Origin of the sequence: Marinobacter sp. DUT-1 (assembly GCF_050379415.1) — a bacterium.
In the GTDB taxonomy this organism is placed as follows: Bacteria; Pseudomonadota; Gammaproteobacteria; order Pseudomonadales; family Oleiphilaceae; genus Marinobacter.
Window position 1 is genome coordinate 1 of sequence record NZ_JBNRLS010000009.1, and the last position, 14,344, is coordinate 14,344.

Annotated in this window: 16 protein-coding genes and 1 tRNA gene; 3 read left to right on the forward strand and 14 right to left on the reverse strand. The window is 58.8% G+C overall.

Annotation, left to right across the window (positions count from 1 at the left end; genetic code table 11):
• The 7 genes from ACQUTG_RS18040 to rpsU form a co-directional block, all read right to left on the reverse strand.
• Positions 1-296: hypothetical protein (locus ACQUTG_RS18040; RefSeq protein ID WP_428920699.1), on the reverse strand; the 296-nt coding region annotated here is incomplete at its 3' end.
• A 7-nt stretch (positions 297-303) separates the two neighbouring features.
• Complete coding sequence (locus ACQUTG_RS18045; protein WP_428920700.1) at positions 304-447, reverse strand: S24 family peptidase; 144 nt, start codon at positions 445-447, stop codon at positions 304-306.
• Positions 448-533: 86 nt separating this feature from the next.
• Complete coding sequence (locus ACQUTG_RS18050; RefSeq protein WP_428920701.1) at positions 534-1,382, reverse strand: DUF3800 domain-containing protein; 849 nt, start codon at positions 1,380-1,382, stop codon at positions 534-536.
• A 206-nt stretch (positions 1,383-1,588) separates the two neighbouring features.
• Positions 1,589-1,665, reverse strand: a tRNA-Ile gene (locus ACQUTG_RS18055).
• A gap of 96 nt (positions 1,666-1,761) precedes the next feature.
• Positions 1,762-3,615, reverse strand: coding sequence for an RNA polymerase sigma factor RpoD (gene rpoD / locus ACQUTG_RS18060; RefSeq protein ID WP_428920702.1), 1,854 nt, complete (start codon positions 3,613-3,615; stop codon positions 1,762-1,764).
• Between the two features lie 119 nt (positions 3,616-3,734).
• Positions 3,735-5,465 carry a DNA primase gene (gene dnaG, locus ACQUTG_RS18065; protein WP_428920703.1) on the reverse strand — a complete coding sequence of 577 codons (1,731 nt, stop codon included), beginning with the start codon at positions 5,463-5,465 and terminating at the stop codon, positions 3,735-3,737.
• 163 nt (positions 5,466-5,628) lie between these two features.
• Positions 5,629-5,844 carry a 30S ribosomal protein S21 gene (gene rpsU, locus ACQUTG_RS18070; RefSeq protein WP_007153483.1) on the reverse strand — a complete coding sequence of 72 codons (216 nt, stop codon included), beginning with the start codon at positions 5,842-5,844 and terminating at the stop codon, positions 5,629-5,631.
• Between the two features lie 237 nt (positions 5,845-6,081).
• Between rpsU and tsaD the strand changes: the two genes are divergently transcribed.
• Positions 6,082-7,137, forward strand: a complete 1,056-nt coding sequence (gene tsaD / locus ACQUTG_RS18075; protein WP_428920739.1) for a tRNA (adenosine(37)-N6)-threonylcarbamoyltransferase complex transferase subunit TsaD — start codon at positions 6,082-6,084, stop codon at positions 7,135-7,137.
• An 8-nt stretch (positions 7,138-7,145) separates the two neighbouring features.
• Here the strand turns inward: tsaD and plsY are convergent, their stop codons facing one another.
• The gene (gene plsY, locus ACQUTG_RS18080) at positions 7,146-7,739 is read right to left on the reverse strand and encodes a glycerol-3-phosphate 1-O-acyltransferase PlsY (RefSeq protein WP_428920704.1); all 594 of its coding nucleotides are present in this window, start codon (positions 7,737-7,739) and stop codon (positions 7,146-7,148) included.
• A gap of 141 nt (positions 7,740-7,880) precedes the next feature.
• Between plsY and folB the strand changes: the two genes are divergently transcribed.
• Positions 7,881-8,240, forward strand: a complete 360-nt coding sequence (folB, locus tag ACQUTG_RS18085; protein WP_428920705.1) for a dihydroneopterin aldolase — start codon at positions 7,881-7,883, stop codon at positions 8,238-8,240.
• Positions 8,237-8,761: a 2-amino-4-hydroxy-6-hydroxymethyldihydropteridine diphosphokinase gene (gene folK, locus ACQUTG_RS18090; protein ID WP_428920706.1), complete on the forward strand. Its 525-nt coding sequence runs from the start codon at positions 8,237-8,239 to the stop codon at positions 8,759-8,761. The genes folB and folK (ACQUTG_RS18090) overlap by 4 nt, the downstream gene beginning before the upstream one ends.
• Here the strand turns inward: folK (ACQUTG_RS18090) and pgi are convergent.
• From pgi to ACQUTG_RS18120, 6 genes are all read right to left on the reverse strand, one after another.
• Positions 8,744-10,405 carry a glucose-6-phosphate isomerase gene (gene pgi / locus ACQUTG_RS18095; RefSeq protein WP_428920707.1) on the reverse strand — a complete coding sequence of 554 codons (1,662 nt, stop codon included), beginning with the start codon at positions 10,403-10,405 and terminating at the stop codon, positions 8,744-8,746. The two genes, folK (ACQUTG_RS18090) and pgi, sit on opposite strands and share 18 nt — an antisense overlap.
• 27 nt (positions 10,406-10,432) lie before the next feature.
• Complete coding sequence (gene panC, locus ACQUTG_RS18100; RefSeq protein WP_428920708.1) at positions 10,433-11,281, reverse strand: pantoate--beta-alanine ligase; 849 nt, start codon at positions 11,279-11,281, stop codon at positions 10,433-10,435.
• A complete protein-coding gene (panB, locus tag ACQUTG_RS18105; RefSeq protein WP_428920709.1) occupies positions 11,278-12,072 on the reverse strand; it encodes a 3-methyl-2-oxobutanoate hydroxymethyltransferase in 795 nt (264 codons plus the stop codon). Before panB ends, panC begins: the two co-directional genes overlap by 4 nt.
• Positions 12,073-12,200: 128 nt before the next feature.
• Positions 12,201-12,713 carry a 2-amino-4-hydroxy-6-hydroxymethyldihydropteridine diphosphokinase gene (gene folK / locus ACQUTG_RS18110; protein ID WP_428920710.1) on the reverse strand — a complete coding sequence of 171 codons (513 nt, stop codon included), beginning with the start codon at positions 12,711-12,713 and terminating at the stop codon, positions 12,201-12,203.
• Positions 12,710-14,074, reverse strand: coding sequence for a polynucleotide adenylyltransferase PcnB (gene pcnB, locus ACQUTG_RS18115; RefSeq protein WP_428920711.1), 1,365 nt, complete (start codon positions 14,072-14,074; stop codon positions 12,710-12,712). The genes folK (ACQUTG_RS18110) and pcnB overlap by 4 nt, the downstream gene beginning before the upstream one ends.
• Positions 14,047-14,319, reverse strand: a complete 273-nt coding sequence (locus ACQUTG_RS18120; RefSeq protein WP_428920712.1) for a hypothetical protein — start codon at positions 14,317-14,319, stop codon at positions 14,047-14,049. Before ACQUTG_RS18120 ends, pcnB begins: the two co-directional genes overlap by 28 nt.
• Positions 14,320-14,344: the final 25 nt, after the last annotated feature.

Here is a 14,344-nt window from a genome sequence, read left to right on the forward strand (position 1 = left end):
GTTCCTGAAACGAGAATTTTTCTATGCTTATTGAATATGTCATGGTGTTTCTCTAGCTCTTTTATTTCGTTTTCCAGTTTAATACGTTTGGGCTGGAAAGTATCCTCGATAAGGATTTTGTCGTTTTTCGATATTATAGTGTTAATTTTTTTGTTTTTTTCATATGTGCTTATAAGGTAGCGCTCGTAAATAAGGTGAATCTTTGATGCAAATTTTGACGCTTGGCCCTTTAAGAAGGATGTGCTAGGAATTGATTTTTTTACGATTTCTTTTGCAATTAATTCTACCGGTTCCATTTTGTACCTATAAGTCCTTTCCAACCCAAACAACTTTTCCAATTACTTCGAGACTTTCGAGATCAACGCTAGATATTTCTTGAGGTGGATACTCTTTGTTATCACTCAAAAGTTGAACTCCATCATTCCAAAGTGTCTGAATCCGCTTCACCAGCAAGTGATCTCCGTTCCGAATTACATAGATATGCCCATCTATCTCCGGATTATCTTGATGAGGTCGTGCTCAAGGGCCCTGAATTATCGGAACATGTGGGCTGAGGACTTTCGACCTATCCCATCATTTACGGTAATTCCACCGCAATATCTAAATTCGTTCCGGCCATTAATTATCTGGTATCTGAACTGAAGATCCCTCAATCGGCTGGAATATCGAGTTTTTATCAAAGCATCCTTGTTATGGATGTGAATTGAGTTTATATGGCCTCTGCAGTAGGTGTTTGTTGCAATTGGGAAAATCAGGGTAGATGAGAGCCAGTCTACAATTTGAAGCCCCGCATGGTTTTCACTATGACCAAAAAGCGGCATTTCTAAGAGTTTTTCGTATCGATCTCCCGAAATCTTGAATTTCTGGGTGAATACAGATTGGGAGACATTTTGGTTCTGCTGTGGGGTGCGGCTGTCGGCAATTATGACACCGCTGCCTTCCTTTTCTTCAAGAAATGCTTGAAATGCTTCGCAAATTTTCTGAATGGAGGCAGAGTAAACTTTCTTTCCGTCGAAAGGTCCCCCGGGCGGCTTTACGTAGACTCTGGATACAATCTTACAGTCCAGTCGATCTAGCAGGTCTAGTGTCTTGTCCAGCCATCCGAAAGTCCGTCTTCTCTTATTTCTGTTTCCTTTTCGGATGTCCGTCCTTAGGTCGGAGCCTTTGATTTCATACAGTATAAGTTGCAGATCATGACGCAGATTAGCTGCGTAACGGGGGTTGAATGTTCGCTTTAGTCTTAAATACTCTCGAGTAAGTTCTGCGACATTCTCTTGAGGGACGATCAGCCCGGAAATCACAATACAGGGTTGAACATTGCAATTAGCAGACGGTAACTGACCTGGGCATCCTGCTTCGTCAACGTAACAGATGTAGTGCATAATTTTTCTTAGTCTAGAAACAACTAAGGCCGCAAAAAGCGGCCTTAGGACTTGTCGCCCAAGCTTTGCTTGGTATCGACGGATACTGATGTATCTGGAGTAAGATTATAGCTATCAAGTAACGCTTGTCAACATTTTCTGTTGACATCTTGTTGACACCACAAAGTATTGTCGGACTGCAATATCGCTGTAAGTGATTGAAAATATGGTGGGCCCAGCTGGACTCGAACCAGCGACCAAGGGATTATGAGTCCCCTGCTCTAACCAACTGAGCTATAGGCCCGTGCAGAATCGCTTTCTGGAGAGATGTTTCCGGATGGGGAAACAGAGCGGGCGCCATTATACCGGTGAGGTGTGGCGCCCGCTACTGTTGTGGTGCTTATCCGTTACCCTGGTCGTCAATAAAGCCGCGCAGGTGATCGGAGCGTGAAGGGTGGCGCAGTTTGCGCAGGGCCTTCGCCTCGATCTGACGGATCCGCTCGCGGGTGACGTCGAACTGCTTACCGACTTCCTCGAGCGTGTGGTCGGTGTTCATCTCGATACCGAAGCGCATGCGCAGTACCTTGGACTCCCGGGCGGTGAGGCCGGCCAGCACGGAGCGGGTGGCTTCCCGCAAGCCTTCGGCGGTGGCGGAGTCCACCGGGGAGAGGGCCTGGATGTCCTCGATGAAATCCCCCAGATGGCTGTCTTCGTCGTCGCCGATCGGGGTTTCCATGGAGATCGGTTCCTTGGCGATCTTCAGCACCTTGCGGATCTTGTCCTCCGGCATCTCCATGCGCTCGCCCAGCTCTTCCGGCGTCGGCTCGCGGCCCATCTCCTGCAGCATCTGCCGTGAGATGCGGTTGAGCTTGTTGATGGTCTCGATCATGTGCACCGGGATCCGGATGGTGCGGGCCTGGTCCGCGATGGAGCGGGTGATGGCCTGCCGGATCCACCAGGTGGCGTAGGTGGAGAACTTGTAGCCGCGACGGTACTCGAACTTGTCCACCGCCTTCATCAGGCCGATGTTGCCTTCCTGGATCAGGTCCAGGAACTGCAGGCCGCGGTTGGTGTACTTCTTGGCGATGGAGATAACCAGACGCAGGTTGGCCTCAACCATCTCTTTCTTGGCGCGGCGGGCCTTGGCTTCACCGATGGAAACGCGACGGTTGATTTCCTTGATGTCGGCTACGTCCAGGTCCACTTCGGTCTGGACGTTATGGATGCGCTTTTGCAGCCGAACGATCTCGTCCAGGCGCTCGCCGATTGCGGCAGCGTATGGCTTCTTGCTCTTGGCGATCTTGTCCGCCCAGTCCAGGTTGACCTCGTTGCCGGGGAAAGACTTGATGAAGTCCTTGCGCGGCATTTTGCAGTCACGCACACAGATCTGCATGATGGCCCGCTCGTTCTCACGCACCAGATCGTTGGTGGAGCGGACAACGTTGACCAGTTCCTCGAAGGCCTTGTTGGCCAGCTTGAACGGTGCGAAGACCTGGCCAAGCTCGTTCAGGGCGTCCTGGGTCTTCTGGTCGGAACGGCCGTACTTCTCAAGTGCCTTGTCAGCGGCGTCCAGTTTCTCTTTCAGCAGCTCAAAACGCAGCCGGGTCTCTTCCGGATCAGGACCGTTGTCGTTGTCATCATCGCTGGAGTTGTCGTCATCCGAATCGTCGGAATCTGTGTCTTCGGCGCTGGTTTCCTCCGGCGCGGGCGTCTCTTCGCCCATGAACGGCTCGGCATCATCCGGGTCCAGGAAACCGGTGACGATGTCGCTGATGCGGCCTTCGTTCTCGATGATGCGGTCGTAAGCCTGGATCACTGTCCCGGCGGTGCCGGGGAAGTGGGCCACTGCGGCCATCACATCCCGGATACCCTCTTCGATGCGCTTGGCAATAACGATCTCGCCTTCGCGGGTCAGCAGTTCCACGGTGCCCATTTCACGCATGTACATGCGGACGGGGTCGGTGGTGCGGCCGGCGTCGGTTTCCACGGCGGCGAGTGCGGCGGCAGCTTCGGCTGCGGCGGCTTCGTCGGCGGTGGAATCACCTTCGGTCATCAACAGGGTATCGGCGTCGGGAGTTTCCTCGCACACCTGGATACCCATGTCGTTAATCATGCGGATGATGTCTTCGACCTGATCGGGGTCGGCGATGTCCTCCGGGAGGTGGTCGTTTACCTCGGCGTAAGTCAGGTAACCTTGTTCCTTGCCTCGTGCAATGAGGTCTTTCAAACGTGATTTTTGCGAATTGCCTGACATAGACACCCTGTGAACTCGCTTTTAAAAGGAAAAAAGTTAAACAGCCATTATAGCTGTCACGTGGTTGCTCTGCCACCGACTGTTTAGATTGTGGCCAATCGGTTAAGTTTCAAGTGCGGTTATCCCTGAGTACCGCCGCTCAGCTCCCGAAGCTCGTTGCGTTCCTCGGCAGAGAGGTTCGCAAAGTTCCTCAGTAGCGTTGCCAGCCGCTGCTGGCGCGAGGTTTCCTCGCTCGGACTGATCAGCTCGTGGGCCGAGGCCAGCGTGCTTTCCCGTGAGGGAATGTGCTCGATACCATCAAACAGATGGTAGAACCGGTCCCTGGCCTGCTGGTCCAGTGCCAACGCACCTATCAGCTTGCGGCGGTCACGGATCTCCCTGTCCATGATCCAGGAAGCCAGGCTCATCGCCTGGGGAAACTGCCGCGATTGCCGGGCCAGTTCGCTGACCTCGGTGGCCAGTTCCGGTGCTTCCACCAGCGCCAGGCAGAGCGTGCTGTCCTTGTTGAGTTTGACGTCCACCCGCTCTTCTGTCGGCCGACCCCGGTACTCGCCGTTTCGCCATTTGCCACGCTGCTGGGACTGGCGGTTCTGCCATTGGTTGCGGCCTCCGCATAAGCGCAGCATTTCATGCCACATGGCATCCCGGAGGGTGCTGCGGGGCATTTTGTTAAGCAACGGTTCAACCCGTGCGCGCAACTCCCCGCGATGTTCCGGTAACTGCAGGTCCAGACCCTCGCCCTGCCGGTCAAACAGATAGCGGGACAGGGGTGTGGCACCTTCAATCCGTTTCTGGAACGCTTCCGTACCTTCCTTGCGGATCAGCGTGTCCGGATCCTCGCCCTCCGGAAGCATCAGGAACTGCAGATGCAGTCCATCCGCCATCAGTTCCAGGGCATTCTCCATGGCCCGGTCGGCGGCCCGGAAGCCGGCGTTGTCACCGTCAAAGCAGAACACCAAATGCCGCACCTGTTTCAGCAGTGCCTGCAGGCTGTCCTGGTTGGTGGCGGTGCCAAGTGTGGCAACGGCGTAATCAATGCCGAACTGGGCCAGGGCGATGACATCCATGTAGCCCTCCACCACGAGGAGCTTGTCCAGCTGGCGGATGGCCTGGCGGGCCTCGAACAGCCCGTAGATCTCCCGGCTCTTGTGAAAAACATCCGACTCCGGAGAGTTGATGTATTTGGCCTTGTCATCCCCCAGGGTCCGCCCGCCAAATGCCACGGTCCGGCCCCGGGTATTGCGAATCGGGAACATCACGCGGTTGCGGAACAGGTCTCTCGGACGCCCGTACCGGTCCGATACCGTGCCGGTCTCGATCAACGGGCCTTTCAGGTCCTGCGCCGCCGCGTCGTAAAGTGCCGTCCCGGTACCGGGGGCGTAGCCCAGTTGGTACCGTTCGATGATCACGTCGTCCAGCCCGCGCTGCTTGAGATAGTCCAGGGCATAGTTGCCGGCGGGGCTGCGCAGGGCATTACGGTAGAACTGGTTGGCGAAGTCGAGCGCATCGGTCAGGGTCCGGGCCTGTTGCATTTCCTGCCTGGCAGCCCGGTCGTAGGGCACTTCCAGTCCGGCCCGCTTGGCGAGCTCTTCCACCGCCTCGGTAAAGCCCAGGCCTTCGAATTCCCGCACAAAACTGATGGCATCGCCATGGGCGCCACAGCCGAAACAGTGATAGAAGCCTTTGTCCGGTCGCACGTTGAAGGATGGTGTTTTTTCATCGTGGAAGGGACAGCAGGCCTTGTAGTTGGCGCCGGCTTTCTTGAGGGTGATCCGGGACCCGATCAGTTCCGCAAGGTCAATGCGGTCCAGCAGGTCTTCAACGAAGCGTTGAGGGATCAGTCCACTCATGGAGACTCCAGGTCTGCCGGCTCTTCAGTGCCGGTACTTCAGGTGTTGGCCATAGCCAAAAATGCCGCCGAAGCCAGGCCTCGGCGGCATTTTCAATCGCTCTGTGCAGCCTGTTGCTGACAGGCAATCAGTGCTTTGCAGTCAAGCGGCGTCTGGCTGTAGCTTAGTACAGACGCTCGAACTTGCGCTGTTCCCGCTGAAGCTTCTTGAGATGACGCTTAACGGCAGCGGCTGCTTTGCGCTTGCGAACAGCGGTCGGCTTCTCGTAGTGCTCACGACGACGCACTTCAGAAAGTACACCGGCCTTTTCGCAGGAACGCTTGAAGCGACGCAGTGCTACGTCAAACGGTTCATTCTCTTTCACTTTAACAGCTGGCATTCGAAAATCACCTACCTGATAGATTCGGTTTTGATTTGCTCCGCACGGCCATGCCTGTGCGGCTCGATACCTGGTCAGATTGGCTAAAACTCGACCAGTGCATAATTTAGGGCGGCAATGATAGCCCCTGGACGATGGCAAGGTCAATGTTTGTTCGATGAAACTGCCTTCCGGTTTCGGGTTTCTGCTAAAATGCGCTCCGTTCTCATTCACGGCAACCTGATGCGGCCCCATTCTATGCTCATTCTCGGTATTGAAACCTCCTGTGACGAAACCGGCGTGGCCCTGTTTGACACCGACAAGGGCCTGCTGGCCCATGCCCTGTTCAGCCAGATCGACATGCATGCCGACTACGGCGGTGTTGTGCCGGAACTGGCGTCCCGGGACCACGTGCGCAAGCTGCTGCCCCTGTGTGATCAGGTGATCGCGGAAGCCGGTTGCACCCGCAAGGATATCGATGGCATTGCCTATACCGCCGGCCCCGGACTGGTGGGTGCGTTGATGGTGGGTGGCTCGGTGGCCCATGCTCTGGGCTTTGCCCTGGGTGTGCCGGTACTGGGTGTCCATCACATGGAGGGGCACCTGTTGGCACCGATGCTGGAGGATAACCCGCCGGCGTTCCCGTTTGTGGCGTTGCTGGTCTCCGGTGGCCACACCCAGCTGGTCCGGGTCGATGGAATCGGTGAGTACGAGATGCTGGGTGAGTCGGTGGATGATGCCGCCGGCGAGGCCTTTGACAAGACCGCCAAGATGCTGGGTCTGGATTACCCGGGTGGCCCCCGCGTTGCCGCCCTGGCGGAGAAAGGGGTGCCTGACCGTTACCGGTTCCCCCGTCCGATGACGGATCGGCCGGGCCTGGATTTCAGTTTCAGTGGCCTCAAGACGTATACCCTCAATACGGTGAACGCAGCCATGGATGCTGGTGAACTTTCCGAGCAGGTGAGGGCCGACATCGCCCTGGCATTCGAGGCTGCAGTGGTTGATACCCTGACCATCAAATGCCGCCGGGCGCTGGAGCAAACCGGTTGCAGGCGCCTGGTGATCGCCGGTGGCGTCAGTGCCAACAAGCGCCTGCGGGCCGGCCTGGAGAAAATGGCGCATAAGCTCCATGCCCATGTGTTCTACGCCCGCCCGGAGTTCTGTACCGATAACGGCGCCATGATTGCCTATGCCGGAGCCCAGCGCCTGCTGGCTGGTCAACAGGATGGCGAGCGCATTGTGGCCGTTCCCAGATGGCCCATGAATACCCTGCCACCGATCAATGAAGCCCGCGCCAACGGGTTGGTGGACTGAGAAAGCGGTCAGAAACCGGCTTCGCGCCCCTGGGCGAGCCGGATCAGGTTATTGCGGTGCCGCACCACGATCAGGATAGTCAGCAGCCCGAACAGGGGCAGGGTTTCCGGCTCGATCAGGGCGCTGATCAGCGGGCCGAAGGCGATCGCCACCAGCGAGGCCAGAGCCGAGATACGCCAGCGCCACATCACGCCGGCCCAGATGGCTGCCATGATCAGGGTCGTGACCGGCGCCAGTGCCAGACCCGCGCCCAGTGCGGTGGCCACCCCTTTGCCGCCCTTGAACCGGTAGAACAGCGGAATCATGTGGCCGGTGACCGCGCACAGGGCAACCATTGCCTGAACCATCACCGAGAGCCCGCCAACGTGGGCGATCCACACCGGCAGCCAACCCTTGAAGGCATCAAGGGCGAGGGTGACCAGCGCCGGTGCCCAGCCGCCGTTACGATAGACGTTGGTAGCGCCGGGATTGCCTGATCCAAGGGCCCTCGGATCGGGCAGCTTCCATAGCCGGCACACCGGCAGCGCAAACAGAACCGAGCCGAACAGGTAGGCAAAGGTGCAAAGGGCAACGGTGGCAACGGCGGGGCTGGTCAGATCCATGGTGTCAGTCCGGAGGCGGAGACGAATCGGTGCAATCTGTGCGAAAATGCCGGCCCGTTTGTCACTGGCCAGCCTGATCACAGTATCCGGTGGTTGTGCGCATTTCAATCAGCAAAGAGTGGAAGACTCCGGGAGATCCCCTTGGCAGACAGTGTCCTGATCGAAGGTCTGGCGGTGGAAGCCGTCATCGGCGTTTATGACTGGGAACGGGACGTGACCCAGCGGGTCCTGATCGATCTCGATATGGCCTGGGATAACCGTGCGCCGGGTCAGTCCGACGATGTTGCCGATGCCCTGGATTACGCCGCGGTCAGCGAGCGGGTGACTCGCTGCCTTCAGGAATTGAAACCCCAGTTGCTCGAGCGGGCGGCTGAAGTGCTGGCGGATCTTCTTATGAAGGAGTTCGGGGTGGGGCAGCTGACGCTGACACTGCGGAAGCCGGGGGCGGTACCCGCGGCCCGGTCAGTGGGTGTGCGAATCGAACGGGGAAACAAACGATGACGGCGACAGCCCGGGTCTATATCAGCATTGGTACCAATATCGATCGGGAACGTTACGTGACCGCGGCCCTGGACGCCCTGGCGGACTGGTTCGGTGATCTGCAGATTTCTCCGGTGTATGAAAGTGAATCGGTCGGTTTTGACGGTTCACCCTTCCTGAACCTGGTGGTGGGAGTCGATACAGACCTCAGTGTTGGTGAGCTGTCCCGACGTTTCAAACAGTTGGAAGCCGAGAACGGTCGCCGGCGCGATGTGCCGAAATTCAGTGCCAGGACCCTGGATCTCGATATCCTGACCTACGGCGACAGCACTGGCACCATCGATGGTGTTGAACTGCCCCGTGGCGAGATTCTGAAGAATGCCTTCGTACTGCGCCCGCTGGCGGATATCGCCCCGGAAGCGGTGCACCCGGTCTGCGGCAAGAGTTACCGGGAGCTCTGGCAGGCCTATGACACCGGCCAGAAGCTCTGGCCGGTGGACTTCATCTGGCAGGGACGGAAGATTTCAGAGGCCGTTGGCTGAGCGGAACTTCCGGATTAGATGGTCGGTGGAGCTGTCACCAGCGGTGCTGATGGCATCCTGGCTCAGCAGTTTGGGCAGAATGCCCTTGCCCAGCTGCTTGCCCAGCTCCACCCCCCACTGGTCAAACGAATCTACATCCCAGATCACGCCCTGAACAAAGGTCCGGTGCTCATAGAGTGCGATCAGGGCCCCCACCGTTTCCGGCGCCACCGTCTCCATGATCAGTGTATTGCTCGGTTTGTTACCGGGAATCACCTTGTGGGGCGCGAGGGTTTCAATGGTTTCCTCGTCCAGACCCTCGCCGGCCAGTTCCGCCCGGGCTTCGGCCAGGGTCTTACCGGCCATCATCGCCCGGGACTGGCTGAGGCAATTGGCGAACAGGTCCGCGTGATGGGTTGCGACCGGATTGTGGGTCTTCAGGGGAATGATGAAGTCCGCGGGAATCAGTCGGGTGCCCTGGTGGATCAATTGGTGATAGGCATGCTGGCCATTGGAGCCGACACCGCCCCAGAGTACCGGGCCGGTCTGGTAATCCACGGGTTGCCCCGCCTCGGTCACGCTCTTGCCGTTGCTCTCCATGTCCAGCTGTTGGAGGTGGTCCGGCAGGCTGCGCAGATAATGGTCGTAGGGCAGGATGGCGTGGGTCTCGGCATCCCAGAAATTGTTGTACCAGACACTGAGCAGCCCCATGACCACCGGCAGGTTGTGCTCCAGCGGTGCTTCCCGGAAATGGCGGTCCATGGCGTGGGCGCCGGCCAGCAGGGCCCGGAAATTGTCCATGCCGATGGTGAGGGCCACGGGCAGGCCGATCGCTGACCAGAGGGAATAGCGGCCACCGACCCAGTCCCACATGGGGAAAACATTGTCGGCATCAATCCCGAAGTCCTCGGCCGCCGGAACGTTGGCAGTTACCGCCATGAAGTGCCGGGCGATGGAGGTTTCATCGCCGCCGTTGTCCAGGAACCATTGCCGCGCCACCTTGCTGTTCTCCAGAGTTTCCTGGGTGCGGAATGACTTGGACTGGATCAGGAACAGGGTGGTTTCCGGATTCACCTGGCGGAGCGTTTCGCAGATATCGGTGCCGTCGATGTTGGCGACATAGTGGCACCGAATGCTGCCTTGCCAGAAGGGTTGGAGCGATTCGCCCACCAGCTTGGGGCCAAGGTAGGAGCCGCCGATCCCGATGCTGACCACATCCGTGAAGGCCCTGCCGCTGAAGCCGGTTCTTGATGCATCCAGAACACCATCGACAAAGGCTTCCATTCGGTCCAGGGTCTGTTGTACCTCGGCGACCACGTCCACGTCATCGATCAGGATGGATTCGTTCCCCGGGTGGCGAAGGGCCGTATGCAGGGCTGGCCGGTTCTCCGTGATGTTTACCTTGGCGCCGCTGAGAAGCTCATCGCGCCGCTCTTCCAGGCGGCAGCTGCGGGCCAGGGCCATCAGTTCGGTCAGGGTCTCATCCGTGAGCAGGTTCTTCGAAAAGTCCAGAGCCAGACCGGCGCCTTCGATGAAGTACCGGTTGGCCCTGTCCGGATCCTGCGCGAAGAGTTCCCGCATGGTCACGCTTCGCAGCTTGTCCCGCCGCTCGTTCAGTGCCTGCCATTCGGGTTTCGAGGTCAGTACTGCCGGTTGTTCGGGCATCAGGGGATCCTTTTCCTTGTATGAGAGTCAGCGGGTCACCGACAGGTTGTCGATCAACCGGGTGGTGCCCAGGAAGGCGGCCACCAGGATGGTCAGCTCATGGTCGTCCGGTGAGGCCGGCTTGAGCGTGAGGCTGTTCACGATGTTGAAGTAATCCGGTCGCAGGCCGGCAGCGCTCAGTGACTGTTGAGCTTCGCTCTCAAGTACCTGGAAGTCAGTACGACCATTGGTGAGTTTTTCGGCGGTGGCCTCCAGCGTCTGGAAAACGACCGGTGCGATTTTGCGTTCCTCTTCAGAGAGGTAGCCATTGCGGGAGCTTTTGGCCAGCCCGTCATCCTCACGGATCGTGGGGGCGCCAATGACTTCCACCGGCATGAACAGGTCCCGGGTCATCTTGCGGATCACGGCGAGTTGCTGGAAATCCTTTTCGCCAAAGACCGCCAGATCCGGCTGTACCATGTTGAACAGCATGGTCACCACGGTGGCAACGCCCTCGAAGTGCCCGGGACGGCTGGCGCCGCAATGGCCGTCACTGACCTCGGGCACGATCACCTTGGTCTGCTGGGCCAGGCCCTCGGGGTAGATCTCTTCCACCGGCGGTGCGAACACCAGGGTGTTGCCGGCGGCTTCGAGCTTTTCCTGATCTTCGGCGAGGGTACGCGGATACTTGTCCAGGTCCTCGTTGGCTCCGAACTGCATCGGGTTGACGAAGATGGTGGTCACCACCACGTCGGCAGATTCGGCCGCTTTACGCACCAGGGATATATGACCCTCATGCAGGTTTCCCATGGTGGGGACCAGGCCGATGGTCTTATCCTGCCGGCGGTAGCCGCGCAGGATGGTGCGAAGTTCTTTGAGCGAATGGATGGTTCTCATGCCTTGAACGTATGCTCCTCGGACGGGAAAGTACGGTCACGGACCTGCTGGACATAAGCAGCAAGAGCCTCCTGAACGGAGTCGGTTCCGGTCAGGAAGTTTTTCACAAAACGCGGCTTGCGACCGGGAGTCAGCCCCAGCATATCGTGCACCACCAGCACCTGGCCGTCGGTGTCAGAACCGGCGCCAATGCCGATCACCGGCGCCTTGACGGCCTGGGTGATGCGGGCGGCCAGCGGCGCGGGCACGCATTCAAGCAGGATGATGTCGGCACCGGCTTCTTCGAGTTCACAGGCGTGCTCGATCATCATCTCCGCCGCTTTCTCGTCCCGGCCCTGGACCTTGTAACCACCGAACTTGTTGACGAACTGCGGAGTCAGGCCCAGATGGGCGCAGACAGGGACACCTCGTTCACTCAATGCGCTGATGGTGTCCTTCATCCAGTCCGTGCCTTCCAGCTTGACCATGTGGGCCCCGGCACGCATCAGCTCCGCGGCATTCTCCAGGGCCGCCTCCACCGTGCCATAGGACATGAACGGCATGTCGGCCATGATCAGCGAGCCGCGGTTGCCCTTGGCTACGCAGCTGGTGTGGTACACCATCTGGTCCATGGTGACCGGCAGAGTGCTGTCATTGCCCTGGAGCACCATGCCCAGGGAGTCGCCGATCAGGATGACATCAACGCCGGCTTCGCTGACGATCTGGGCAAAGGTCGCGTCATAGGAGGTCAGGGCAGAGAAGGCCTCGCCGTTCTGCTTGTATTCCCGCAGGGTATTGATGGTAACAGCCATAGAATCCTAGCCTTTTGGGTGGATGGGCGTGGACTGCGCCGTGGTTCGGGCATTCAGGTGCTAAGGGTAATCCGGGGGTATGCCTGAGGCAATAGTATCACGGAGCGACGGGAATCGGGGGGCGGGGTTCACTCCGGAGCGAAGGGCTCGCGCGGGATCGGCGGCAGCTTGCGAAGGCCGTTGTCCGGGCAGGTTTGCCTGAGCGCAGCCACTGTGCGGCCGTCCGGCAGGGTCAGGTCGGGATTGAGATCCAGCAGTGGCTGGAGGGCAAAATCCCGGTTGGCCAGCTCGCGGTGGGGTACTACAAGTCGTTCGTCGTCTACCGTTTCCTGCCCGAATACCAGGATATCCAGATCCAGGGTTCGAGGCCCCCAGTGACGCAGGCGCTCCCGACCGTGGTCCTGCTCGATGGCCTGCAGGTGCTCCAGGAGGGCGTGGGGTGTCAGATCGGTCCTGAGCCACACGGCGCCATTGACGAAGTCCGGCTGATCCTGAGGGCCTACCGGTCGGCTGGCATAGAAGGGGGATTGGGCGACCAATGTGGTTTCTGGCAGTGCCGCGAGTTCGGCGACTGCCCGGGCCAGCTGGGCAGCGGGGTTCTCCATATTGCTGCCCAGTCCGATAAACACATCTGTGGTCATTGCGTGGCCTGGCGTTTTACCGGCTTGCGACGGCGCCGGCGTTTTTTCGGAGCGTCGCTGCCCAGTTGGGACAGCATGCGTTCCTGGCCGCGTTCATCCGCCTGCTGGAACTCGGTCCACCATTGCCCCAGTCCCGGCTCGATCTCGCCGGCGGCTTCCCGCACCAGCAGGAAGTCGTAGGCTGCCCGGAATCGGGGGTGGGCCATGGTGCCGAAGGCCCGTTTGCCCTGGCGGCGCGGCAGGCGCATCTGCAGTTCCCAGATTTCCTTCATGGGGCCGGAGAAGCGCTTGGGTATGGAAGTAGCCTGCACCTGGCGGCCGATGACCTTGCCGATGGCGCCGTGGAGAGCCGGCTGTACCGGGTCGCCGTTATCCTGGCGGCGGCGCCACTCGGCCTGAAGGGCGGGCCAGAGCATGGCGGCAAACATGAAATAGGGGGTGACGGACTTGCCCTGGGCGATCCGCGCGTCGGTGTTGCGCAGGGCCTGGCGGATCAGGTCGTCCGGCTCGCCGGCCTCGATGGCCTTCACTGTTTCCGGGAACAGCGGTGCCAGCAGGTTGTACTCGTTGAGCAGGTCATAGGTTTTCTCGCCATGGCCTGCAGAAAACAGCTTCAGTACCTCATCAAACAGTCGCGCTGGCGGGATATGGCTGAGCAGCGGAGCCAGTTCGCGGATCGGCGCCTCGGTTTCCGGTTCAATCTCGAAGTCCAGCTTGGCAGCAAAACGGATGGCCCGGAGCATGCGCACGGGGTCTTCCCGGTAACGGGTTTCGGGATCGCCGATCAGGCGGATCTGTCGGTTGCGCAGGTCCTCGATGCCATTGGCAAAGTCGATCACGGTGAAATCGCGGATACAGTAATACAGGGCGTTAACCGTGAAATCCCGACGCAGTGCGTCTTCTTCCTGGTTGCCGTAGACATTGTCCCGCAGCAGCAGGCCGTGCTCGCTGGTCCTGCGATCGTCGTCGGTGCTGTCGTCATCCGCGTCGTTGGCATTGCCGCGGAAGGTGGTGACTTCAATAATCTCCCGGCCAAAGACCACGTGGACAATGCGGAAGCGGCGACCGATCAGACGCGAGTTGCGGAACAGGTCGTGGACTTCTTCCGGGGTGGCGTTGGTGGCAATGTCGAAATCTTTCGGTTTGCCGCCGAGCAGAATGTCGCGAACCCCACCGCCGACCAGGTAGGCCTCGTAACCGGATTTATTCAGGCGATGCAGGACTTTCTTGGCCGGCTCGCTGATCACGGAACGCGAAACATTGTGCTGGTCCCGGGGGATCTCCCGTCGCTGGTAGGTGCGAGGCTTTTTCCGTCCGCCGGGGATGAAGGCTTTTATTCTGTCGACAAGTCGTTTAGGCATTGAAATCCGTATTTGCGGTGAGCAAAAACCGAGAGTTTAACGGTTTGGGCAGGATTTGCACACGCCAGATAATCAAAAGGCGGATTCGTTTGCACGAATCCGCCCTGAAAGCGTTGACGATCTGCATTGTTTTTATTGTTGCCGGGATTTTTCTTCGTTTTTGTACCCCACTGTGTGCCTCCAAGTACGGAGGATCTCAGCAGTGCAAACGGAAAGCTTTGAATACACAGAGCGGTCAGGGACATCGGGTAAGTCTGTCAGCAGATGCAG

Coding starts and splice junctions, on each gene's coding strand:
- panC (WP_428920708.1), bottom strand. CDS start 11,281: ATGAGAACCATCCATTCGCTCAAAGAACTTCGCACCATCCTGCGCGGC.
- rpsU (WP_007153483.1), bottom strand. CDS start 5,844: ATGCCAGCTGTTAAAGTGAAAGAGAATGAACCGTTTGACGTAGCACTG.
- folK (WP_428920706.1), top strand. CDS start 8,237: ATGACGGCGACAGCCCGGGTCTATATCAGCATTGGTACCAATATCGAT.
- ACQUTG_RS18120 (WP_428920712.1), bottom strand. CDS start 14,319: ATGTCCCTGACCGCTCTGTGTATTCAAAGCTTTCCGTTTGCACTGCTG.
- tsaD (WP_428920739.1), top strand. CDS start 6,082: ATGCTCATTCTCGGTATTGAAACCTCCTGTGACGAAACCGGCGTGGCC.
- plsY (WP_428920704.1), bottom strand. CDS start 7,739: ATGGATCTGACCAGCCCCGCCGTTGCCACCGTTGCCCTTTGCACCTTT.
- pcnB (WP_428920711.1), bottom strand. CDS start 14,074: ATGCCTAAACGACTTGTCGACAGAATAAAAGCCTTCATCCCCGGCGGA.
- pgi (WP_428920707.1), bottom strand. CDS start 10,405: ATGCCCGAACAACCGGCAGTACTGACCTCGAAACCCGAATGGCAGGCA.
- dnaG (WP_428920703.1), bottom strand. CDS start 5,465: ATGAGTGGACTGATCCCTCAACGCTTCGTTGAAGACCTGCTGGACCGC.
- panB (WP_428920709.1), bottom strand. CDS start 12,072: ATGGCTGTTACCATCAATACCCTGCGGGAATACAAGCAGAACGGCGAG.
- ACQUTG_RS18050 (WP_428920701.1), bottom strand. CDS start 1,382: ATGCACTACATCTGTTACGTTGACGAAGCAGGATGCCCAGGTCAGTTA.
- rpoD (WP_428920702.1), bottom strand. CDS start 3,615: ATGTCAGGCAATTCGCAAAAATCACGTTTGAAAGACCTCATTGCACGA.
- folK (WP_428920710.1), bottom strand. CDS start 12,713: ATGACCACAGATGTGTTTATCGGACTGGGCAGCAATATGGAGAACCCC.